Annotated in this window: 16 protein-coding genes and 2 pseudogenes; 3 read left to right on the forward strand and 15 right to left on the reverse strand. The window is 60.9% G+C overall.

Going from position 1 to position 22,929, the window contains the following annotated elements:
• The first annotated feature begins 403 nt into the window (after positions 1 to 403).
• On the forward strand, positions 404 to 1,489 hold the full coding sequence (locus ACAX43_RS00805) for a fimbrial protein (protein WP_370706523.1): 1,086 nt from the start codon (positions 404 to 406) through the stop codon (positions 1,487 to 1,489).
• A gap of 788 nt (positions 1,490 to 2,277) precedes the next feature.
• On the opposite strand, the gene ACAX43_RS00810 is transcribed toward ACAX43_RS00805, so the two are convergent.
• From ACAX43_RS00810 to ACAX43_RS00865, 12 genes are all read right to left on the reverse strand, one after another.
• Entirely contained in the window at positions 2,278 to 3,879 is a 1,602-nt protein-coding gene (locus ACAX43_RS00810; protein WP_370706524.1) for a peptide chain release factor 3, read from the reverse strand.
• 319 nt (positions 3,880 to 4,198) lie between these two features.
• Positions 4,199 to 5,230, reverse strand: a complete 1,032-nt coding sequence (locus tag ACAX43_RS00815) for a fimbrial protein (protein ID WP_370706525.1) — start codon at positions 5,228 to 5,230, stop codon at positions 4,199 to 4,201.
• 17 nt (positions 5,231 to 5,247) lie between these two features.
• The gene (locus ACAX43_RS00820) at positions 5,248 to 7,986 is read right to left on the reverse strand and encodes a fimbria/pilus outer membrane usher protein (RefSeq protein WP_370706526.1); all 2,739 of its coding nucleotides are present in this window, start codon (positions 7,984 to 7,986) and stop codon (positions 5,248 to 5,250) included.
• Between the two features lie 133 nt (positions 7,987 to 8,119).
• Positions 8,120 to 8,863 (reverse strand): fimbria/pilus periplasmic chaperone, encoded by a 744-nt coding sequence (locus ACAX43_RS00825; RefSeq protein ID WP_370706527.1) that lies wholly within the window; start codon positions 8,861 to 8,863, stop codon positions 8,120 to 8,122.
• A gap of 76 nt (positions 8,864 to 8,939) precedes the next feature.
• Complete coding sequence (locus ACAX43_RS00830) at positions 8,940 to 9,506, reverse strand: fimbrial protein (RefSeq protein ID WP_370706528.1); 567 nt, start codon at positions 9,504 to 9,506, stop codon at positions 8,940 to 8,942.
• A 383-nt stretch (positions 9,507 to 9,889) separates the two neighbouring features.
• Positions 9,890 to 11,275 carry an MFS transporter gene (locus tag ACAX43_RS00835; RefSeq protein WP_370706529.1) on the reverse strand — a complete coding sequence of 462 codons (1,386 nt, stop codon included), beginning with the start codon at positions 11,273 to 11,275 and terminating at the stop codon, positions 9,890 to 9,892.
• A gap of 139 nt (positions 11,276 to 11,414) precedes the next feature.
• Positions 11,415 to 12,854: an NAD-dependent succinate-semialdehyde dehydrogenase gene (locus ACAX43_RS00840; RefSeq protein WP_370706530.1), complete on the reverse strand. Its 1,440-nt coding sequence runs from the start codon at positions 12,852 to 12,854 to the stop codon at positions 11,415 to 11,417.
• Positions 12,851 to 13,888 (reverse strand): aldo/keto reductase, encoded by a 1,038-nt coding sequence (locus ACAX43_RS00845; RefSeq protein WP_370706531.1) that lies wholly within the window; start codon positions 13,886 to 13,888, stop codon positions 12,851 to 12,853. Before ACAX43_RS00845 ends, ACAX43_RS00840 begins: the two co-directional genes overlap by 4 nt.
• 81 nt (positions 13,889 to 13,969) lie before the next feature.
• Positions 13,970 to 14,494: a formaldehyde-activating enzyme gene (gene fae / locus ACAX43_RS00850; protein ID WP_370706532.1), complete on the reverse strand. Its 525-nt coding sequence runs from the start codon at positions 14,492 to 14,494 to the stop codon at positions 13,970 to 13,972.
• Positions 14,495 to 15,099: 605 nt separating this feature from the next.
• Entirely contained in the window at positions 15,100 to 15,390 is a 291-nt protein-coding gene (locus ACAX43_RS00855) for an H-NS family nucleoid-associated regulatory protein (RefSeq protein ID WP_370707067.1), read from the reverse strand.
• 174 nt (positions 15,391 to 15,564) lie between these two features.
• Complete coding sequence (locus ACAX43_RS00860) at positions 15,565 to 16,764, reverse strand: serine hydrolase domain-containing protein (protein ID WP_370706533.1); 1,200 nt, start codon at positions 16,762 to 16,764, stop codon at positions 15,565 to 15,567.
• A 129-nt stretch (positions 16,765 to 16,893) separates the two neighbouring features.
• On the reverse strand, positions 16,894 to 17,097 hold the full coding sequence (locus ACAX43_RS00865; RefSeq protein ID WP_370706534.1) for a hypothetical protein: 204 nt from the start codon (positions 17,095 to 17,097) through the stop codon (positions 16,894 to 16,896).
• Positions 17,098 to 17,137: 40 nt separating this feature from the next.
• Between ACAX43_RS00865 and ACAX43_RS00870 the strand changes: the two genes are divergently transcribed.
• Complete coding sequence (locus tag ACAX43_RS00870; protein WP_370706535.1) at positions 17,138 to 17,371, forward strand: hypothetical protein; 234 nt, start codon at positions 17,138 to 17,140, stop codon at positions 17,369 to 17,371.
• 224 nt (positions 17,372 to 17,595) lie between these two features.
• Here ACAX43_RS00870 and ACAX43_RS00875 read toward each other — a convergent pair whose 3' ends face one another.
• Entirely contained in the window at positions 17,596 to 17,856 is a 261-nt protein-coding gene (locus ACAX43_RS00875) for a hypothetical protein (RefSeq protein WP_370706536.1), read from the reverse strand.
• Positions 17,857 to 17,971: 115 nt separating this feature from the next.
• Positions 17,972 to 18,560, reverse strand: a pseudogene (locus tag ACAX43_RS00880) (sigma 54-interacting transcriptional regulator); the annotation flags it as partial.
• Between ACAX43_RS00880 and ACAX43_RS00885 the strand changes: the two are divergent.
• Positions 18,549 to 18,974, forward strand: a pseudogene (locus tag ACAX43_RS00885) (GntP family permease); the annotation flags it as partial. The pseudogenes ACAX43_RS00880 and ACAX43_RS00885 sit on opposite strands and share 12 nt — an antisense overlap.
• A 68-nt stretch (positions 18,975 to 19,042) precedes the next feature.
• Here ACAX43_RS00885 and ACAX43_RS00890 read toward each other — a convergent pair.
• A complete protein-coding gene (locus ACAX43_RS00890) occupies positions 19,043 to 22,732 on the reverse strand; it encodes an ATP-binding protein (protein WP_370706537.1) in 3,690 nt (1,229 codons plus the stop codon).
• Positions 22,733 to 22,929: the final 197 nt, after the last annotated feature.

The raw sequence follows: 22,929 nt of genomic DNA on the forward strand, positions 1-22,929 counted from the left end.
ACGGCTCGAACGTCGCGCGTCCGGCATGCAGATGTGCTCCGTGGATTCGGGAGGAGAAGCCAGGCGGATATTTCGCATCGCTTTGAGAACAGATCAGCGTCGTATCGAACCCCGCCGCTGTCAGAGAATGGCCACTAATGCCCAGGATCTTTCCATAAATTCGGAGCTTTCCGATGTATTTCGGCGCTCCATAGGACGACCATTGAGAATGGTGTCGCTTGAGGCTGCCTAATGACCAATCCGCGCCCGATCAGGGCGCCGCATGGTTGACGGACGCTTCGTGCGACCTTGCGATAGGGATCGAAATTCAAAATCGCCTATGAGCAATCAAAATTAACGTCCGGAGCGTAGTTCGCGTTGGTCGCGCCGAATGCCCCTCGAATTTGAAAGGTAGATAAATCGCATGTTAAATTTCAAATCATTAGCCAAGTTTCATCGCCTCGGCCAGTTTCGCGTATTGAGTATTTTTGCGCGCGTAGCGCTCGTCTTAGTTTTGGGGGCGGTTTGTGCGCCGGCCAATGCGGCGGCGCCGTACCTTGACTGCAGCTTAAGTGGAACCGGCAACTCACTGGATGCCGGTTCGATCAACGTGCCGGCGAACGCCGCCCCCGGAAGTACGATAAAATCGATCGCACCCGTTAATTTCACCGCAGATTGTAGTCCGACAGTCGACAGTACGAACGATAAGGCGATATTCACTTTCGCTATAAAAACTGTTCAACCGGTCAAGGGTTACACTGACGTATATCCAACCAATATTGATGGAATAGGTGTTCGATATACCTTTAACGGGCCTTGGCAATGCGACGCATCAAAAGTCGCGTTGGCCAATAGTTCGGTCAACGTGACCTGTAGCGGCATCACAGGATCGGCGGGGTCCAGATTTTCATTCTCATTGTCTGTGACGGCAACAGTGGTCATAACCGGCGCCACATCAGGCGGCTCGTCTAGCCTAACCACAGTGCCCGTCATTACTTCGAAATATGCGGATTACGCAATATGGGGCAGCTCCTTCGGCCTGCCCGACCTTTACACCGGCGCGACAACCGGCACATTGACTCAAGTAACCTGCTCGGTCAGTCAGCCGAAACTCACTGTCCCCCTTCCTACCGTCCATTCCAGCGTGCTTTCTGCCGGGGTTGGCGCGACAGCGGGGTCGCAGGCCTTCGCGCTATCGCTCCAATGCTCTCCCGGCGCAAAGGTATTTATCACGCTCACGGATAGCATCAACCCGACGAATCTGAGCAACACACTGCAGCTCACGGCAGATTCGACGGCGAAAGGGGTCGGCATTCAGTTGCTCAATGCTGGCTCGCCCGTAATGTTCGGCGCGGATTCGGCCGCCACCGGCAATAAGAACCAGTGGCTGATCGGCGACTCGGTGGCCGGGCCAATGCAAGTTCCTTTGACCGCGCGCTACATCAGCACCGGCACGGTATCTGCTGGAACGGTCAAGGCTCTTGCAACTTTTACCATGTCGTACCAATAATGTTTGCGAGCGGAGTGGTTACAAAATGAAGACCGCGTCGATGCAACCCTTAAAGTCCACCCCGCTAAATCCTTGGAGCTACCTTCACTTCGTTTCGCTATGCTGTTTCAAGGCGGGATTCGCGCCCGGAGGAGAGTGCTCACCCTGAATGCACAAGACAGACAGGTCGAGTCAATCTGAGGCGGTCTTTCCGTTTTTTCGGCGTTGATCGACACTCCCACCCTGCTGACTTCGCGTTTAGCCGAGCTAAATCGTCTTCTTGCACGGGCGCTCGAATGCTCGCGCAATCCGTTGAACATGATCTTCGGCCACGCCTTCGCTGCGGCGCAAACCCAATACTCATCAATTCAACACATCATCTTGCTTTACAGACAAAGTCCTTACAGATGGGCGGTTGTGGGGGAGCCGCAGGGCTCGCCGGTTTAGTTCCAGCCCGGACTTTCAATCCCGCTTCGCGCCCGCTCACCTACTTTGCTAGCTCACGACGAATCGTGCTGCGCACCTTTTGAAGAGGCATCGACACAGACTGAGAATGCTTCGCATACGGCAACGGCCGCAGAGCGCAAACGAGCCACCACTTAAAGCGCAACAGGTGTGGGCGGGACGCGCCACAACCGGATGCAGTGCGACACTGATATCAAGGGCCACCGTCGTCCTGCATAAGCCCCAATTTTGTTAGATAGGACAAGCAACAAACACGCTAACCCTGCACGTAAAAAGAGCCCTTTCACACTTCAACGGGATCCTTTTCGTGATCGGTGAGCTTGAGTGCTGACGCGGATACCTGCTTACATCGACTTCTTGAACGGTGCGCCCGAATGTTCACGCAGCTCGTTAAAGACGATCTTCGGCCACGCCTTCTGCGCCACTTCGATTTCCGACACATGCGACGCCAGATACGTCGGCGCATCCGATGCATCGAGCGCAATCCGAGCCGCGTACGAATCGGTGAAGCGTCGCAATTCCGCTGCATCGTTGCACGTTACCCAGCGTGACATCCGATAGCGTGCCGGCGCCATCCGCACGTCCACCTTGTATTCCGTCGACAAACGGTGCGACACCACTTCGAACTGCAGTTGACCGACAGCGCCCAAAATTATCAAGCCGCCCACTTCCGGACGGAACACCTGAATCGCGCCTTCCTCACCGAGCTGCTTGAGCGCTTCGCCGAGTTGCTTCGCGCGCATCGGATCGACCACTTCCACGGTCTGGAAGATTTCCGGCGCGAAGAACGGCAAACCGACGAACTGCAACTGCTCGCCTTCGGTCAGCGTATCGCCGAGACTCAGCGTGCCGTGATTCGGAATACCGATGATGTCGCCCGGATACGCCTCGCTGACCGTCTCACGACGCTGCGACAGGAACGTCACCACGTTATTCGCACGGAACGTCTTGTTCGTGCGCGTCACCTTCACGGCCATGCCGCGTTCGAAATGCCCTGAACACACGCGAATGAACGCCACGCGGTCGCGGTGCGCCAGGTCCATGTTCGCCTGCACCTTGAAGACGACGCCGGTGAACTTCGGCTCGTCCGGCATCACCGGACGTTGCACGGTCATCCGCATCGACGGCGGGGGTGCCAGATCGACCAGCGCGTCGAGAATTTCCTTCACGCCGAAGTTGTTGATCGCCGAACCGAACAGCACCGGCGATTGCTGACCCGCGAGGAACAACTCGCGATCGAAATCAGGCGACGCGCCGGTGATCAAGTCGATCTCTTCTTTCGCCTTGATCCAAGCATGGCCGAAGCGGCGTTCGCCTTCTTCGTCGCTGAGAGCATGCAGCGTTTCGACTTCGCCGCCCGCCTTATCCTGCCCGGCGCGGAACAGGCGTACCTGGTCGCGCTGGATGTCGTAGACGCCCTGGAAGTCCTTGCCCATACCGATCGGCCACGTGAACGGCACCGCCGCCACGCCGAGATGCTGTTCGATCTCGTCGAGCAGTTCGAGCGGCTCGCGCACTTCGCGGTCGAGCTTGTTGATGAAAGTGACGATCGGCGTCTTGCGGCTGCGGCAGACTTCGAGCAGCTTCAGCGTTTGCGCTTCGACGCCATTGGCGCCATCGATCACCATCACGGCGGCATCGACCGCAGTCAGCACACGGTAGGTATCTTCGGAGAAGTCTTCGTGGCCCGGGGTGTCGAGCAGGTTAATCACCGCGTCGCCGTACTCGAACTGCATGACCGAACTGGCGACAGAAATCCCGCGCTGCTTTTCGATCTCCATCCAGTCGGACGTCGCATAGCGATTACTCTTGCGGCCCTTCACGGTACCGGCGATCTGGATCGCGCCCGAGAACAGCAGCAGCTTTTCAGTGAGCGTGGTCTTGCCCGCGTCCGGGTGGGAAATGACCGCGAACGTGCGGCGGCGTTTGAGTTCGGAGACTGACATCGGGTCTGGCGGTCACGGATAGGGGTTCGGGCGGTCTTCAGCGGCTTGTGGCCTCTGGGCTGCCACGTCTGGCGCGGCGGCGTCGAGCTGCGGGAGTTGGGTCTGAAACCCGCTTCACAATGGCAACTCCGCTGCGTCGGAACCAGGTCACGAACGAGCGTTCGACAATACGGGAATCGCCAGCGCAGAACAGCGCAAGGAGCGAATGATACACGTCATGGGGATGGCCGTTGGGAAATGGGGCGACAAATGCGATGCCGCCCTCAAAGGGCCGCACGGTGCGCTAGCGGGCGCGGGGCGTTTGGCCGCCGCGCAGGGATTACTGATACGACATCGTGAAGGTGGCCGCGCCCTTTACCGATCCCGGTGTAGGCGTGCCGCTCTTAACGTACTGAGCCGTCAAAGGAATGGTCATCGGACCACCTGCCGACGTGCCGACCGTCCACTGATTGACGTTGCCCGACACGGCGGAATCCGGACCATAGGCGACCGGTGTCGTGCCGTTGAGAATCTGCAAACGGACTCCCGTTGCGGTTGAATCCGGCAAGAGGCCTAAGGTTGTCGACTTATTGGACACATTCGACGCGTCAGTCAACGTGATTTTGACGGTGACGCCCTGCGTACAGTTGACGGCCAGGTTGAACGGCGCTTTTCCAGCTGAACCCGTGGCGAGGTTGCCCGCATTGATCGTTGGCAACGGAACATCGACTGCCGCGGTGGTTACGCTGCAGGTAAGGCCCGTGAGTGCGGCACCCGCAACGAGCGTCTGCGTATAAGCAATTGGGGTAATACAGTCCCCGGTATAAGTCAGCGTCATGGTGGGCAGATCAGTGAGCGCCCCCGTACCGATCGGTCCGGTGACAACGAGATCGGCTCCAGTGTAAAAATTTAGACTGCCATCTGATCGGGGGGCTAAAACCTCGGTTGAGGGCGTACTCATGAAGTTCCCCGTCCAACCCGAAGTGACCTTGAGCCGAACGCCAATTCCGGGCACATTCGTTTGATACACACTAGTCATTCCAGGCACTGGCGTGCCGTTGACAGTCGTGGTCTTCGTGACGGAGCAAGTCACGCCTGTCGTGTTGATCCCACCGTTTGCGCTGGTGAGCGATTGGAGGTTGGTACCCACACTCCGATCACGTCCCGGTGAAATCGACGAAAACGTCAGATCACCAAACTGCCTGTATACCTGGAGCGAGACCGAGCCAGCCCACGCTTGCATTGACATGAGCATAAGCAACAGGGCCCCCAATACACGCCTCGCGCGCATACCGAGTCGCTGCATGTCATTTCCGACGACCGATGTCACGCTAATGCCGTCGGTCTCATTCATCGTCTGATCGCGTTTCATAATCTGCACCTTCACACTTAATTCGTGTCTGATTTCGTTACCAAGTCCGACGCAGAGGCGCCCGCCGGCTGACTCTGCTCAGCACCCACGCAATGCCCTTCCACCGACAAATAAGCCGCTCCCTTCCCCGTCGACTTCGGCAACACATAGTCAATCCGGCACGCTTCCGAAGCTGCCGAACCCCACTGCACAAACAACGAGCCCTTGTCCTCCAGGCCACGCGCAAAAATCCGGCTGTCCTGCGCGACAACACCCACGTTGTGTCCATTGCCATCCACCACATCCGCACCGAACGGCAACGCCTTGTCGCCGAGTTGCGGCGCACGAATCAGCGCGGCACGCCCACTCACCGTCTTGTACTTGATCATCACCACCGAGCCGAGACGCGGCACGGCCTGCTCCGAAGTCGATTCGAATTCGACGTCGGTCGAGGTGCCCTTCGGGTCGATGTCGACGACGTTCATGCCATAAGGCGTCAGGTAAGGCACCACCGCATAGCCGCGGCTATTGAGCTTGACGCCCGGCGAGCTGGTCACGCTCGCGCCTGCTGCACCCGGTGCTTCGACAATGCCGAACGTATCGCCAACGGTCTGCGAGAACGTCACGCCGCCCGGATGCGCGACGACCGTCCCGCTGATACCGGCCGACACCTGGCTCGAACCCGAACCCGCGCTTGCCGACGCCGTCATCTGCGCATACGGTGCGCGCCATGCACCGCTCACGCCCGTGTTGGCCGAGCTGGTGCCGCTGGCGCTGCCATACGTGCCGTACGCGTTGTACGAGTACTGGTTGGCATCCCCGAGCGAGCCGCTCACGTTGGCCTGAAGATTGGTACTGCCGCCCGAGCTCGACAGGTTCGTCGACATCAACGGCGCATGCTGACTGTGGCCGAGCGGCAACGTCGTGCTGAGCATGAACTGGTTGGACATCGATCCATCCGCATTGCGAGTACGTCCCGCAGTGATGCTGTAAGTGCCGTACTTGAAACTGTTCGTGTAGCCGGCCTGATAGAACATGTCGTTGCCGTCGTGATTCCAGTACTGCTGTGCCGATGCGCTCAGGAACACGGTCCCGCGATCCTTGAAATTCTGGTTGACCGAGAGCTGAAAGCGATTGCGCTGGCGATAAACCGAGTTCGTATCGCCGCCGTGTATTGCGAGATCGCGCACCGAGGCTGCATCCGTCAGATTCATGAAGCCGGCAGTCGAGTAACGGTAGGCCGCTACCGAAATGTTGGTTCCCGTCGGGTCGATGAACTTGCTGTAGCCGATGCGCAAGCTGCTGCCGCGCATCGTGCTCTGGTTCGGCACTTGCGTCTGTGCAGCGGTCACGTCAGCCGAGAACGCGCCGAACTTCGTGTTCAGCGCCGCGCCCACATCAGCCGACACGTAGCCGTTCGCAGCCACGCCGCCACCATAGGCCGTCACCAGATTCGTGAGGCCGCGTTGCAACGTGAACTGCGCGAAGTTCGGCTTCGTTTCGAGCGCATCGTTACGCAATTGCCCGGCGGTCACCGAGAAGCGCGTCGTACCGGGCCGCAACGACTGTGCAACCGACGCATAAGGCACGGTAAAGGTCTTCGTGCGGCCGTCCGCCTCGGTCACCGTCACATCGAGGTTACCGCCGTAGCCGGTCGCGTAGAGGTCGTTGATTTCGAACGGACCCGGCGACACGCTGGTTTCGTAAATCACCTGGTTGTTCTGACGGATCGTCACACGCGCATTCGATTCCGCCGTACCACGCACCACCGGCGCGTAGCCACGCAGCGATTCCGGCAACATGCGGTCGTCGGTGGCGATCTGTGCGCCGCGGAATTGCACGCTGTCGAACACATCGCCTGTCGTGTAGCCATCGCCCACCGTCACTTGCGACTTCAGTGCTGCAACGTCGTGCTGCACATAGGTCGCGATGTTGTCGAAATGCGTGCCCTGGCCGGTCTGCTGCGATACGGACGATTGATGACGGAAATGCCACGCGCCGATGTTCACGCCCGCGTTCAGACCCAAATAGCTTTGCGTCGACTGCGTGCCCGAACCCGCGGTGTGATAAGTGTTCGCGTTGTAGCTCACGAAGCCCGCATTCACACCGGTTTGCCACATGTCCGGCGGCACATAGCCGCGCGCGGCGTTACGCATGTATTTCTGCGGGACGCTCAGCGTAAGCTTCTGTTCGGAGAAGTCGAAGTCGACCGTCGCATCCGGCACCGTTGCAGCAAGGTCAACGCATTCGTCGGCGTGGGCGGCTTCAGCAGCCTGCTGACCGGCGGTCGCGTCAGCGCTTGCACCGGCAGCCGGGTTCGTATCCTTGGCTGCGTCGGCAGATGCATGCTCGGGCAGCTTCGCACCAATAGCCGCGCCAACCTTGGCGAAATCAACACCGAGTGTTTCCAGCATTTGACGACTAAAACATGCACGCGCGCTTTGTCCTTCGTGAGTCGCCACGAAGCGCACGTCCTGGCGTGCCACCCGAACGTCGTTGACCCAGAGGTCGACGGAGTACACACCCGGCGGCACCATGTTGCCGCGCGCAAAACGCGAAACGTCCACGGTTTGCTTCGGATCGGTACGCAGAAACGTCGTGTCGAACTGGACAGCCGCACCGGCGTCGCTGGATTCTGCTGCATTCACGCTCGCCGACTGGACGCCGCCCAGCACCGCGAACGCCGACATAACCACGGCGGCTACGGGGCTCAAGCCGAACGGACCAGCGAATTCACTGGTGCGAGCATGCGACTGATGACGAGGTGAGAGTTTCATGATCTAACTCAATTCCAATATTTGCGACAGGCGTGAGTCGTCCCTATGCGTTACCTGTGCAACGCACGCCGTGGTCGAGAAGGGGTTTAGCGATGGGCGGAAGGCGGCCGCCCGGCCGGCAAGCTGCTGCGGTCTATTGACCGAGTGTCGCGTCGCCATTCATGGCGCCGCCGTAATCGCTGATTGCGGTGTAGTGAACCTTTGCACCTGCCGGTACGGCATTCATCTTTGCGACCGGCAAGACCACCGATGCACGCGGCGCAACCATGCCACCCTGTTCGTTCTTGAAGGTGTGGCCGCCGCTTTCGACATCGACTTCGCTAAACGACACGTAGTACGGCGTGGGATTCGATATGCTCACCGACTGGCCCTTGCCATCGGCCGACGCCACAATCTTCCAGCTCAACTGCGCCGGCGCATCTTCTGGCTTACCCGGCAGTTTGGCCGGACGCACAAACACCTTGATGCGAGTGCGGTAGGCCATTTGCAGCGAGTTGACGTCAGCCGCGCCATTGGCCTTCGGCGGGATATCCAGCACGTTTAACCAGTAGACCGATTCGCGATCCTGCGGCAGCGCTTCGCCGCTATACATCACACGCAGGGTCTGCGCTTTCGCCGGGTCCATCCGGAAGATCGGCGGCGTAATCACAAACGGCACCTTGACTTCGCCGGGCTTTGCATCCGGGTTGCCGTCGTCCATCCATACTTGCACGAGCGACGGGTTGTGGCTGTCGTTATCGAGCTTGACCGTGACTTCGCGCTGCTCGAGCGGATACACCACTCGCGTACCGCCGATCGTCACGCTTGCTTGTGCGCTGCCTGCAAGCAGCGCACAAGCAAAACCGATTCCCATCGTCATTTTTCCGAGCAACTTCATCACATCACCTCTAAAAATAATCTTGAAATAAGGCCGTTAAAAAGGCGTTCGCCTGAGCGAACGCCTCGGCTACCGCTTACTGATACTGCATCGTGTATTGAACGTTCGTGCTCACGTTGCCGGCCGTAGCCTTCCCCGTTGCGTAGTACTGCGCGAAATACTTCAGGTCCGCATTGCCGGTGGTGATCGTCGCACCGTTGCCAGCGATATCGTTGTTCAAACCGGTCACGATGTTGATCGGTTGCATCGATGCGTTCAGCAGACGGACTTCGACGTTCGTGGCGGGGGTCGTAGCAGCCAGATTCGTCAAATAGCCGTTGTTCTGGTCGACGGTCGCGCCGTTTTCGAAGGTGGCAATTGCCTTGGTTGCACCGCCCGAGCAGCCGGTCAGCGCCATCGTGATGCCGGTCGGGCTCGACGTACCGGCAACTGCGCCTGCCGTCGAGAGCGTGCCGGCCGAAACCGTGGGCAGCGTGACGTTGACATCTGCAGCCGTGCCCGATGCTTTACCGTTGATCGAGCACGTGGTGTTGGAAAGCGTGCCGGTGATGGTGATCGTGCCGTCGGCCGCGTGGGCGCCGAACGATGCAAGACCCAACAAACTACCGGTTGCGATCGCGATTGCGGGGAGGAATGATTTCATGTTTGCTGCTCCAGTGAGTTAAGAAAATTATTGAATCGACAGCGAATCGATATTGAGTGTGAGACCCGCCATTTGCCCCTGGGCGCTCCAATGTTCTACGCCGGGAAAATGGCGGTCTTTGCTTCGAACTATTGGCCTCTCGTTCAGGCGCAAATCAATGTTAGGGTTTCGGGATTCGCAAGTACCTAGGACAATTCTTATTTGAATAAGAATTTCCCTACATGACCAACGAGTATTTCCGACAGTTTTGCTTTGGCGCCTGCAGGGGATTAAGACTTTTCCTAAGACGCGAAGAAGTAAAGTCCAACGCCGACCTGACGCCCCAAATGGAAAACCCGCCGCATCGTTGCCGATGCGGCGGGTTTTTTCAACACACAGACGGGCTACGCGCCGCTTGCTTCGTTCAGTGTCAGGTGCTTCGTCTCAGGCGCCCACGCGATCGACACCACCATGCCGATCAGCAACACGGCTGCAAGCACCATCATCGTCGCGTGGAAGCCCAAATGGACGATGCCGAGCGGCAGCAGGAAAGTGCCGATAGCCGAGCCGAGACGGCTGCACGCGATCGCAAGTCCGACGCCGCACGCACGCACCTCGGTCGGAAAGCACTCCGGCGGAAACACGCCGACCAGATTCGAAAAAGCGGACATGGTCAGCGTGAAGATGGCGAACGCGACGATCATCGCGAGCGTCGCAGACTCCGGCAACACGCTCAACGCGATCAGCGACAAGCACGTCACCGCGAACGAGCCGATCAAAAACACGCGGCGCGATAACTTGATCGTGAGCCAGATGCCGATCAGCGCGCCCAGCACCAGGAAACCGTTCAGCAGGAAATCCGCACCGGAACCGTCGTTCAGATGAATCGCCTTCAGAATCGTGGGCAGGAACGTGTAGATCGCGAAATACGGAATCACGAGGCAGACGAAAAATGCGCAGTTGAAGACCGTTCGGCGGATCAGGTCTTGCTTGAACAAGCGCATGAAGCCGCCATGCGTTTGCGCGAGCCCGTCATCGACTGCGTCGAGCGTCACGTTGGGACCGAAGTGCTTGAGCACGATCGCCCTGGCTTCGGCGACACGTCCCTTGCCGTGCAGCCAACGCGGCGACTCCGGCGTGCCCATGCGCGACACCAGCACGATCAGCGCCGGCACCCCCGCCGATGCAAGCAGCCATCGCCACGCATCGGGCGACGCGTCGGCATAGTGCATGCCGAGCACGTTAGCCACCACATAGCCGATGGTCCACACCACGCTGAACGAACCTAGCAACGTCCCGCGATGTTTGCGCGGCGAGAATTCGGCGAGAATCGCATGCCCCACCGCAAAGTCGCCGCCCATTCCGAAGCCGATCAACACGCGCAGCAAACACAACGCTAACGGCGACGACACATAAAACTGCGCGAACGCCGCCACTGTAATGATGAGAAAGCTCAGTAGAAAGATCTTCTGCCGTCCCAGTCGATCTGACAGCCAGCCAAACACGAGGCTGCCGACAAAGATGCCCATCAGCGCGGAACTGCCGATCATGCCCATCCAGAACGCGTCGAGCGGCATCTGGCGATTCAGCGATGCAAGCGCATAACCGATCGTGCCGAGTGCATAACCTTCGGTAAAGTGCGCGCCGAACGTCAAACCGGCGATCTTGACGTGGAACGCGTTCAGCGGAACGTCGTCGAGAGAAATGGGGCCGTGCGCGGGTGCTCCATCCGCGGGCGGCATAGTGGGGGCGAGGCCGAGAGTGGCGGCCTGGAAATCCTGATTGCTCACGCTGTCTCCTTCGTTGTGTGGGCAGCGCTTGCGTATCCGACTGGGTGACCGACTTCAGATACGCAGCGCCGCTTCGTGCGCCTCGCTTCGCTTTGCGCATGAAACGCGAGGCACACGCATGAACGTTCAATACAAGATGCTAGCGTCCGAGGCCGCCCATCATCATGTACTTCAGTTCGGTGTATTCATCGAGCCCGTACTTCGAGCCTTCGCGGCCGAGGCCCGACTGTTTGACACCGCCGAACGGCGCGACTTCGGTCGACAGAATGCCTTCGTTGATGCCGACCATGCCGCTCTCCAACGCTTCAGCAACGCGCCAGGCGCGGGCGAGGTCGCGCGTGTAGAAATACGCGGAGAGGCCGAATGGCGTAGCGTTGGCGGCGGCAATGGCATCGTCTTCAGTCTTGAAGCGGAAGCATGCCGCCACGGGGCCGAAGGTCTCTTCGGACGCGATCAACATCGTCTTCGATGCATCGACCAGCACGGTCGGCTCATAGAACGTGCCGCCGAGCGCGTGCGGTCTTCCGCCGGTGAGGATCTTCGCGCCTTTTTGCAGCGCGTCGGCGACATGCGCCTCGACTTTCCTCAACGCCGCCTGATTGATCAGCGGACCTTGCTCGACCTCGCCTTGCAGCGCATTGCCGACGCGCATCTGCCGCACGGCTTGGGTCAGCGCCAGTGTGAATGCATCGTAGACACCGTCCTGCACGTAGAAGCGGTTCACGCACACACAGGTCTGCCCGGTGTTGCGGAACTTCGAGGCCATCGCCCCTTGCACGGCGGCGTCGATATCCGCATCATCGAAGACGATGAACGGCGCGTTGCCGCCGAGTTCCAGCGACAGCTTCTTCAGCGTATCCGCCGACTGCTTCGCGAGCAGCTTGCCCACGCGCGTCGAGCCGGTGAACGAGAGTTTGCGCACGACTTCCGATTCAGTCAGCACGCCGCCAATCGCCACTGCATCGCCGGAGACGATGTTGAACACGCCTGGCGGAATGCCCGCTTTCTCAGCAAGCACTGCCAATGCAAACGCGGACAACGGCGTCTCTTCCGATGGCTTGAGCACCATCGTGCAGCCTGCCGCGAGCGCGGGGCCGGCCTTGCGCGTGATCATCGCGAGCGGGAAGTTCCACGGCGTGATCGCCGCGACCACGCCAATCGGTTCGCGCGTCACGATGATCTTCGCATTCGGATTCGGGCTCGGGATCACGTCGCCGTAGCTGCGCTTGGCTTCCTCGGCGAACCATTCGAAGAAGCTCGCCGCATAGCCCACTTCGCCGCGCGCTTCGGCGAGCGGCTTGCCTTGCTCAAGTGTCAGCAGTTCGGCGAGCGCGTCGCGGTTCTCAAGCATCAACTCGCCCCAGCGTTTGACGCGTGCACCGCGCTCCTTCGCCGTCAACTTGCGCCACGCCGGAAACGCGCGCTCGGCCGCGGCCACGGCTTGGGTCGTCTCCGCCGCGCCGCCGTTGGCAACCTGGGCGATGATCTCGCCGGTCGCGGGATTCAGGACGGGATACGTGCTCGCGCTTTCGTACCACTCGCCCCCAATGTAATGGCCGGTTCGGAGAAACTCGTTCATGCTGCCTTCTCCAGGTTCTCGACGAACACGCCTTGCGCGAGCCGTCCTTCGCGCGCGATGCGTTTGCCCGCGGTGTAGTCGTTGATCAGATCGCACGGTGTGTAGTTGCGTTCGAGTTCGAACAGTTCGTCCGCACTGAGCTTCGTGCCGAGTGCCGCCAACGCGCTATCGAACTGCGCCGGCGTATCCGCGCCGACCAGCATGCTCGCCACGCCGCCGTGATTGAGCACCCACGCTTGCGCAATCTGCGCCGCCGATACGCCACGCCGCGCCGCCACGCGCGCCACCGACGCAGCAATCTCCCGCGACGCCGTATCGCCGTACATTTGCGCGGTGAAGAAATCGGTCTGGTTGCGCGTCGAATTCGGATCGCAAGTCAGCAGCCCGCGCGCCAACGGACTGAACACGGAAACGCCGACGCCCTGATCCTGGCAGTACGGAATCATTTCGCGCTCTTCCTCGCGGTAAGCGAGATTGAGTTGCAACTGCATGTTGATCGGCTTGTGCCAGCCGTTGCGCTCGCAGACTTGCATGATCTTGGCGAACTGCCACGTGTACATCGTCGATACACCGATATAGCGAGCCTTACCCGCGCACACGATATCGTGAAGCGCACCCATCGTCTCTTCGACCGGCGTGTTCACGTCGAAGAAATGCAGCATGTAGATGTCGACGTAATCCATACCCAGGCGTGCGAGCGATGCGTCGATGCCATCCATGATGTGTTTGCGCGAATGACCGCCGGCGTTCTGATACGCGCCCATGTCGTAGCCGACCTTGGTCGTCACGACGATTTCCTCGCGGCGCGCAATGCGCTTCAAAATGCGGCCCACCACTTCTTCACCCACACCGGTCGAATAGAAATCGGCAAGATCGATGAAATTGACGCCGGCTTCCAGCGCGTGGCGCACGATCGGCTCGCTTTGCGCTTCGTCGAAGATCCATGGCTTCCATTGCGGCGTGCCCATGTTCATCGTGCCGAGGCACAGACGCGAAACCTTCAGGCCCGAGTGGCCGAGGCGAATGTATTCCATAGTGCTGTCTCCTTCCTGATCGCATCCAGTTGCGTAAGCGGTTGCGTCGGCGGCGCGGCGCGCGCACCGCGTTGCGCGTGATTAACGTTGCTTCGGGGTGTAAAACGGATTCGATACGTCGCGCGCCGCGGCGAACACTTCGTCGCGATGCGGCAGGCCTTTCATCGCCGCGAGGATCGCGTTCTTGCATGCGCGGTAGTTGTTCTCGAACACGGCGTCGAGATCGTCGGTGCCCGGGTTGACCCAGTTCGCGGACACCACGACCCAATCGTTTTCCGCTTCGGGAGGCAGGGTGCCGTTCTCCAGCGACTCGGCCACAGCCCTGGCGATGCCGGCCTGCGAAGCGCCCCACGTTGCGTTGCCATGGAAGTCGCTGCCGATCTGCGCCTTGTTCACGTAGAGCGTCAGCGGCTTCGTCGGCACGCCCGGCCGTGCGATCACGACAAACGGCGCATGCCCCGCGGAGGGGGTCGCAAGTGCGGTAGCGAAAGCCTGACCCGCAGGCCCGTTGCGCGGGCCGACCAGTACGTTGATATGCGCGAGATTGACGCCGGGGCTTTCGAATCCTTCGCCGATAAAGAGTTGTTTGTCCGTCGATACGCTCATGGTCTTTCCGTCGAGGTTGAGTGGATGACCGATTGTGCTGTTCGGTCTTTGCGACCATGTATCGATGAGTTTTGATCCGGGGTATGAGGCGATCTCATCTCCGGGTTTGCCCCGTGCGCACCGAGCGGCGCACACGGACGAGCGCAAAGGTGAGCGTTTTCGGGAGTCGCGCTGGGGACACTCAAATCGCGGCGAAAGGTGAACGCATCGAAGGTCGCCCACGCACCTGCAGTGCGAAGTCCAGCCGCGAGCCAAGGTCCACGGAAAAGCCAGCGAGAGAATCAAACGACGACGTACGCAAATCGTGCGCATAGCCTGGGAACGCCCACCAGCAAAGGTTAGCGCGGATTTCGGGGAAGGTTGTTCAGCCGCGACGGGCTGTAGAGGGAATCGCACCGCGAGGTGCGTCATGCGACAAAACCAGGCTCACCGAATGAATGAAGCCTGCCGCAGCACGCTCGGAAAAGCGCACCGTCCGCGCTGCCAACTCACGCGAAAGGTGAGCGTTTTCGGGACCCCGTCAGCGGTGCGAGAAAAGCGGGGCACGGCTTCACTTTAGAGAGATGCGGCGCCTTGACGAGCGAAAACGCGATGCACTGCGGGCTTCAGACTTCGATCAGAAAACGCTCGCGCTTTTTGCCTGCGAGCCAGCCGGGCGAGCGGCCACGGCCGCTCCACGTCTCGCCGGTTTTCGGGTTGCGGTATTTGGCGACCGATGCCGCTTTGCGTACCGCGGTACGCCTTGTGGTAAAACCCAGCTCTTCCGCAGTCAGGTCGTATTCGGCGATCTTCTGCTTGATCTCGGCGATCGCCTGCGCGATTTCTTTCTCCCGCGCTACCGCAACTTCCTTGTGGAGCTTTTCGAGTTGGGCAGTCAACTGCTTGTACGAAGGCATGGCGGGTGCTCCAATCTGTTTGACGAACTGCATGCAGTGCGGACGCCTTGGAGGAAGTCTCCTTGAACGGACACTATCAGACGAATAAAGTGCCGGATAGAGCGGCCTGCCCAATGCGGTCCGCAATCGGCCGCGCATTCGAGGCGGCCCGCTCAACTGCCATGGCCAACGCCCTCAATCGTCAATTGCATCGTACACGCGGCGTTCGAAATCGACCGACATCGGGAATGGTTCGACGGCACGCCGCTGGATCAGCATGAGACCGATCAGGTCCTCCAGCGGATCGGCGAACCAGCTTGTGCCGAACGCGCCCGGCCAGCCGAACGAACCCACTGAACGGTAGCCGAGCGGCAACTGCTGCGCGGGATCGTCGACGATGGACAAGCCGAGGCCAAAGCCCTGTCCCGCCCATAGCACATGGCCGAACGCCGGCACGCGGCGCTGGTCGCGGGTGAGAAAATTCGAGCGCATCAGATCGACCGAGCGATGCGACAACAAACGTGTCGAACCGACACGGCCACGCCCGAGCAGCAGTTGCGCAAACTGCAGATAGTCTTGCGCCGTCGAGACAAGGCCGCCGCCGCCGCTCTGAAAGCGGTCGGGATTCGCCCAGCGGCTCGACGACGGATGATCCTCGACTATGCGCCGCCGTGTGTCCGGCTCGACGCCGTATGCCGTCGCGAGACGCTCGAGTTGCGCGTCGGGCACCCAGAAAGCGGTGTCGCGCATGCCGAGCGGTTCGAAAATCCGTGTCCGGAAGAACTCGCCGAGCCGCATGCCGCTAACGCGCTCGATCAGCACGCCGAGCACATCCGTCGCGATGCCGTAATGCCAGCGCGAGCCGGGCTGAAACATCAACGGCAGGGCCGCTATCCGACTCAGCCACGCGCTGGCATCCCCACGCGCTTCAATGCCGTTGAAGGCAGCCGCGTAAGCCTCGGCCAACGGACCGGCGGCGGTGAAGTGATAAGCAAAGCCAGCCCGATGCGTGAGCAGATCGAGCACGGTTAGCGGCGCTTTGAGCGGATCGGTTTCGTCTAGCGGGCCCGCGGGGTCGCGCAGCACGGATAGCGCAGCCAGCTCCGGCAGCCACAATGAGATCGGCGTATCGAGCGCGAGCCGATCCTCTTCGATCAGCATCAGGATTGCCGCACTCGTAACCGGTTTGGTCATCGACGCGATGCGAAACAGGGTGTCGCGCTCCATGGGCAACTGCGCGGCTTCGTCGCGCAAGCCGAGCGGCTCGAAATAGCCGATTGCACCGCGCCGCCAGACCAGCGAAACGACACCGGCCACCTCGCCGCGTTCCACATAGCCTTGCATGGCGTTCGTCAGCGCCGTCAGCCGAGCCGCTGAAAGTCCTGCTGGTTGCATATTTTTCCTAAGTCCGTGGATAAGCGCCTGCGGCCAGCACCGCCTCGCCCTGTGCGTTACGTTCCGTCACTTTCACAGATAACGTTACCGGAACAGACGGTACAGGCCGCCATCCACCGCCGCGCGGGCTCACGCTTTTTTCCGCGCCTCCAGCGCCGAAAGTGCCGCATTGAGCCGTCTGACGCGGCTAGCCTGGGCCGGCACGAGCGTTGCCCCGGACACCGAATCGATCCGATTACGCCAATATGACAAGGGGATACGATCTTCAGCGGAAATATGCGTGATTACATGTTCAAGATGAACGATATCTTTTTCGAGTTGTTGGTGATTCATTGCTTTCCCCGGAATGATTCATTGGACTCGATCGTGTAGCATGAAGCGTGCCGCAGGATTTTCGTCGCGTTGGTCGAACGGCAAATTTTTCTTGTGCATGGGTTCAGTCGATCGGAATCGGCAAAACCTGCGTGAAGCTTTAAGTGCGAACCGGTCAGATGAGGATACTGCGGCGAATTCTGGCGTTCCGTTAGGTGCCGCACCGAATCGCTCCGTTGACAAAAGCCTGCGCCATTTGCTGAAGCGGATAAGAAGAGAAATCAATCTTAAGTAATGCGTTAAAAATTCATTACGCATCACAACCCGCCGCACAGGCGCATTAGAAGCAGGTATTGATGACGAGCATGTGCTTATGCGAGATCGGCTCGCCGAATGGCTGAGTTTGCGAGGCAAGCGATATTTACGCCGGAAAGCAAAAAGGCCGCCATCGCAGCTGGTCGTCGGCGGGCTAAAGGAAGGGACGTGTCATGACGACGCCAGCCGTCGGCCGGCGCCGGGTCATTTCGCCTGGCAGGCGTAAATCAGGCTGAGCGTGCCGTTGCCGCTTGACTGGCGCACGACATCGAAAGCGCCGCCGCAACTTGCACGCGCTTGTTGCACGCAGGAGTCGGAGCCGGCCGGACATTGAACCAGCGTAGTCGGGCGACCGTCCGACAGAAACAGCGGTGCGCTACTGCTGCAACCGCACAGCATGGCGATCGCGGGAAGCCCCAGCGCGGCATAGGCTCGGCGCGTGAACGAAGAGAGACAACGTTTCATTTGAAACCCCGATGACGTCTTGTTTTTCGATCACGCAATTGTGCCATGTGGCAATTACGCTGCGTCGCTCGATGCCGCCGGACGGTGTCACACCTCGATGCCATATGCCGCGATCTTCGATATCGGATAAACGTTCGCGCAATGCCGGCGCGTGGATCGTCAGCACATTCTGGCGATAGAACAGGTCCGCGCGAAAGCGTCCGGCCGCGACCAGCGCCGCCAGATCGGCCGAGGTCGCGGCAATGATCCGCACGTCCGCCCTCACGATCCGGTTCAAGCCGAGCGGCTCGAACTCCTTGTCCTGCAACACGCGCAGCAACTTGCCCTGCAACGGCAGCGGCATATCGCCGATTTCGTCGAGAAGCAGCGTGCCGCCGTTCGCGAGCTCGAACTTGCCGACGCGTCCCTTACGGTCGGCACCGGTATATGCGCCGGGCGCCGCGCCGAAGAACTCGACTTCGAGCAAGGTATCGGGAATCGCCGCGACGTTGACGGTGACGAGCGGCTGAGTCGCCCGCGCCGACCGGCCGCGAATGGCATGCGCAAGCAGTTCCTTGCCCGTGCCGGTTTCGCCGAGCAACAGCACTGGCGATCCGAGCGGCGCGGCGCGCCTGGCGCTTCACTTCGAGACTGGCCGCGCTCGTGCCGACGAAACTGCCGAACGTGTATTTGGCGCGCCTCGCCTGCGCGAGCGACTGACGGCGTCGGAATATGGCTTCGGCGGTGTGATCGCGGCGTTGCCGGGCTTTCTGGTGGTCAGCGGTGCGTTGAAGAGCATTCCGAATCCGCTCGTCAATGCCGCTGTTTCGGTGAGCTCGCTGGCGGGTATCACGGGTTCGGCGCCGGGCGGCATGAGCATCGCGCTCGCGGCCATGTCCGACACCTTCATCAAGGGCGCTGAAGCCGCGCATATCCCGATGGAAGTGCTGCACCGGGTCGTCGCGATGGCGAGCGGCGGCATGGACACGCTGCCGCACAACGGCGCCGTGATCACGCTACTGGCGGTGACGGGTTTGACGCACCGTCAGTCGTACCGCGATATCTTCGCGGTGACGGTCATCAAGACGCTGGCAGTTTTCTTTGTGATCGCGGTTTATTACGCGACGGGACTGGTTTAACTTTACTGCTCTGATTTGATACCCTGCGGCGGAAACGGCTGTCCCGGCCTCAATAGCCGCCGCACGCGTCACTGCATCGACGCTTCGTCCAGCCCGAAGTGATCGCATACCGCCTCATGCAGCGAGATCGCGCGTTCGTCCATTTCGGTCGTCCAATTTTCGCTGTTCTCACATAGCCGCTGCAGTTCACGGCATTGCTGCGCGAACTGCCGCTCCTGCACGACGAGGAACGCGCCGCCGGCGCTATGCGCCCAGCCGCCCAATGCCTCCCGGTCTTCCTGCTCGACAATCGCCTGCAGCCTTGGCAGATCGTTTTGCAAGTGCTCTTTCAGCATGGCCGTGTAACGCGTTTTGTCGTCCGCGCTGAGCGCGTTGGCCGGATCGGCGGCGGCGGTGGCGCCGGCCACGGTCGGGGTCGTCGGCGCCACCACCGCTGCTTCCGCTACCGTTGATGTCACGGCCTGCGACCTCACCGACGTCACCGCGAGCAACGCCGCCTCCAACTCGCCCAACGAAGCCGGCTTCGCGACATAGCCGGTAAAGCCGCGCTCGCGCCAGCCTTCCTGCTGCTGGTTGTCGGTGACCGCGCTAAAGGCCAGCACCGGCACGTCCGCATGCGCCTTGCGCAACGCCGCGAGCAATCCGTAACCATCCATGACCGGCATGTGGATATCGCTCAGCACCACCTCGAAGTGCCCCTGTTCGAACGCTGCCAGCGCCTGCCGACCGTCGCCGGCGACCGTCGGCAGACAGCCGAGCGCGTCGAGCTGCTCGACGATCAAGGTCTGGATCAGCGGATTGTCTTCCGCGACCAGAACCGTCAGACCGTGCAGCGCCGGATTGACCGCCGGCTGGAACGCCACGGCGGAGTCGCCGGGCAACGCCGCCACACGGCCTGCGCCGTCCGCGTCCCCCACCGATTGATCGACAGCCGACAAAATCGCCGTGCGGCTGAATTCACTGGCTTCGATCACGCCGTCGGCGCGCACAGCCGGCCGATACGGTCCGGTTCGCGTGATCCACACCACGCCGACCGGATGCACCACGCGCAACGCCGCGATGGCGTCGAGGTCGTACTCGCCGGTCACCACCATCACATCGGGCCGGTTCACTCGCAGCCACGCTTGTGCGCTGCGCATCGACGTCAGCGTTTGCATCGTCCATCCCGCGCGGTGGAACCAACGCTCAAGCATCTGCCCCGACTCACGCTCCTGACACAGCACGAGCCCATTGCCTCGGCGCACCGGTTCCACAGCGGGCGCACGCAATTCATCGGGTGGCGGTGCAAGCGGTATCGAGACGCTAAACGCACTCCCCACGCCAAGCACGCTCTCGACCGAAATATGTCCACCCATCAGTTCGCACAGCCGCGCGCAGATCGACAGGCCGAGTCCGGTGCCGCCGTAGCGGCTCGAAGTACTTGCCTCGCCCTGTTCGAAAGGATTGAAGATGCGCGCCACCAGCGCCTGATCCATGCCGATTCCTGAATCGCAGACCCGGAAAGTCAGCATCGGGCGGCCCTGCAAGTCGTCCTGCACGTCCCCGCTCAGCGTGATCTTGCCGCACGAGGTGAATTTGAATGCGTTGCTCAACAGGTTGTTGACGATCTGCGCGATGCGCGTGCGATCGCCGCGCAACACCTGGTCGAGCGTCGGCGACAGATGCGAATAAAAGCGGATCGCGCGATCCGCCGTCATTGGTGCGTAGGAGAGCGCGATGTTTTCGAAGTCGTCGATCGGACGGAACGATTCGGTCGAGAGCTTCATCTCGCCGGCATCGATCTTCGAAAAATCGAGAATGTCATTGACGATACGGCGCAACGCGTCGGCCGCCACGCCCAGCGCGCCAAGCCGTTGCGTGTGTGCTTCAAGCCCCGGAGTACGCGCGAACAGTTCGAGGTTGCCGAGCAACGCGTTTAACGGCGTGCGGATTTCGTGGCTCATCGACGCGAAGAAATTCGAGCGCGCCCGCATCATGGTTTCCGAACTCTGCTGCGCAAGCCGCAGGTGCTGTTCGAGCGCATGCTGCGTGGTCACATCGAGAATCGCGCAGAACAGCACGTCCTCGTCGGCATAACGCGCGGGAGCGTAAGTAAACTGCAGAAACTGGACGGGCGCCGCGTCGCTTCCGTCAGGTTGCGACAGGGGTTGCAATTGCTGCGATTGCTGTGCGTGCGTGGGAAGCGGCTGCGCGGGTGCGACGAAAGCCGCGACTTTCGCAAACGCCGCGACCGAGGGCTTATCCGGCGCATTGGCCCGGAACTCGCCGACGATGTGCGACGGCAAACGGTTACTACCCGGTTCGATATGCAGCAGCGACTCGGCTAACGCATTGGCCGTGGTGATCGAATAATCGCGTTGCCGGACGATGCACAAGCCGATCGGCGTCGCGCTGACAAGAATGTGATTGAGGGTTTCGCTTTCCAGCGCGCGCGACGTTTCCGCGAACGTCTTGTGCAACAAACGCAGTCCCCATAAGCGGGCTGTCAACGCTATGGACAACAGTACCAGGAAGGCAAGGCCGGCGAGGGTCGCCAGTTGCCAGCGTAGCGCCGCGACCAACGCAGGCCAGGAAAGAAAACCCACCAGCGAGCCAAAGTTCGGTGCGAGCGGCTCGACCAGCACGGCGCCATAACGGGTGTAGCGATACCCGTCAGACGGCATACTCGCCGCAGCGTCGCGCAGCATGTGCGCCGTGCGTGCGTCGACCGGCGGCGAGGACACGATCATGCGGCGGTCCGCGGTCAGGAGCAGCAGCGTTCCTTCGGCTGCAGGCCGGGTGAAATACTCGGGCAGCGTGCTGATGGGGATACTCGTCGTGATGAGCGTGGTCGGCGTATCGCCGATGTAGTAGGCGCTCACCGCGGTGATCACCGGAACGCCTTGCAGCGGCTCGCGGTAAGGGCCGAGCCAGATGCGTTCGCCTTTGCCGGGCACGCGCTTGCCGGTTTGGGCCTGAAGTTGCTGCTCGATGGCATCGCGCAGCGTGGCTATCTTTGAAGCCCGCAGTGGGAGCGCCACGGTGCCGGATGCTTCGGCCGGTGCTTCGGCTGGCGGCAGGATCACCGCGTAGTCTTCGTTCAGCCCGACCAGCATCGCACGCTGTCGCAGGGCAAAGGCCTGCCCTGTCGCCAGCGTCGACACCCCTGTCTGGTATAGGCGCCAGAGTTTCGTATTCAACTGTGGTCCCCACGCCGCTCGCGTCGCGTCGCCGACGAGCAGATCGATGCGCGCACCGGCCCGCTCCACCAGACTGCGCGCCACGCCCGTTTGCCGGACCGATTCTTCGATGCCCGCAGGCAGGGGCAGCACGCCTTCGAAATCGTTGTAATAAGCGAGTGTCAGTTCGGCACGGCGCAAGAACGCGTCCTCGCGGTGCAGCAGCGCGGTGATATCGGCGGCATTCTGCGTGGCGAAGGCGCGGCGGTAGTCGAGTTGCCTCGACGCGGCGAGGACCGCTAGCAGCAGCGTGAATACCACCACGATCAGCATCAGCGATCCGATCGTCACGAGATACAAGCGCTGTTGCCGCTTCGCGCTTTGCGCGAGCGAAGCGAACGCGTGGGCCAGTGACTCCTGAGTACGGTCGAGGATTTTCTGCATCGGCTCGCTTGAGTAGCGGATTCGCGCAGGCAGACCGCTGCGGGTGTCGAGGCGACGAAACGCGTCTGCAGGCCTTGTCCGGCGCAGTGTAACGCTTTTGAAGGCATGGCGGCATGCATCCGGCACCAGTTTCACGGCGACCAGGAAGGAAGCCATGCGCAACAATCAGTCTGCCACCCGGCTCGCGTACGAATTCCCTTCGTCACAGATGCCCGAATCCAGGCGAAACGGCGCGCACGGGATCGCACAGGAAGAAGCGACATTGATCTGACAGATCGGCGTTACTCCCACCTCGACAGCCTGCTATTGGCGCATCAGGATGGAACCGTCAGCGCCCAGTTGGTTGCAAGGGC

It is taken from the genome of Paraburkholderia sp. IW21 (assembly GCF_041321145.1).
Lineage (GTDB): Bacteria > Pseudomonadota > Gammaproteobacteria > Burkholderiales > Burkholderiaceae > Paraburkholderia.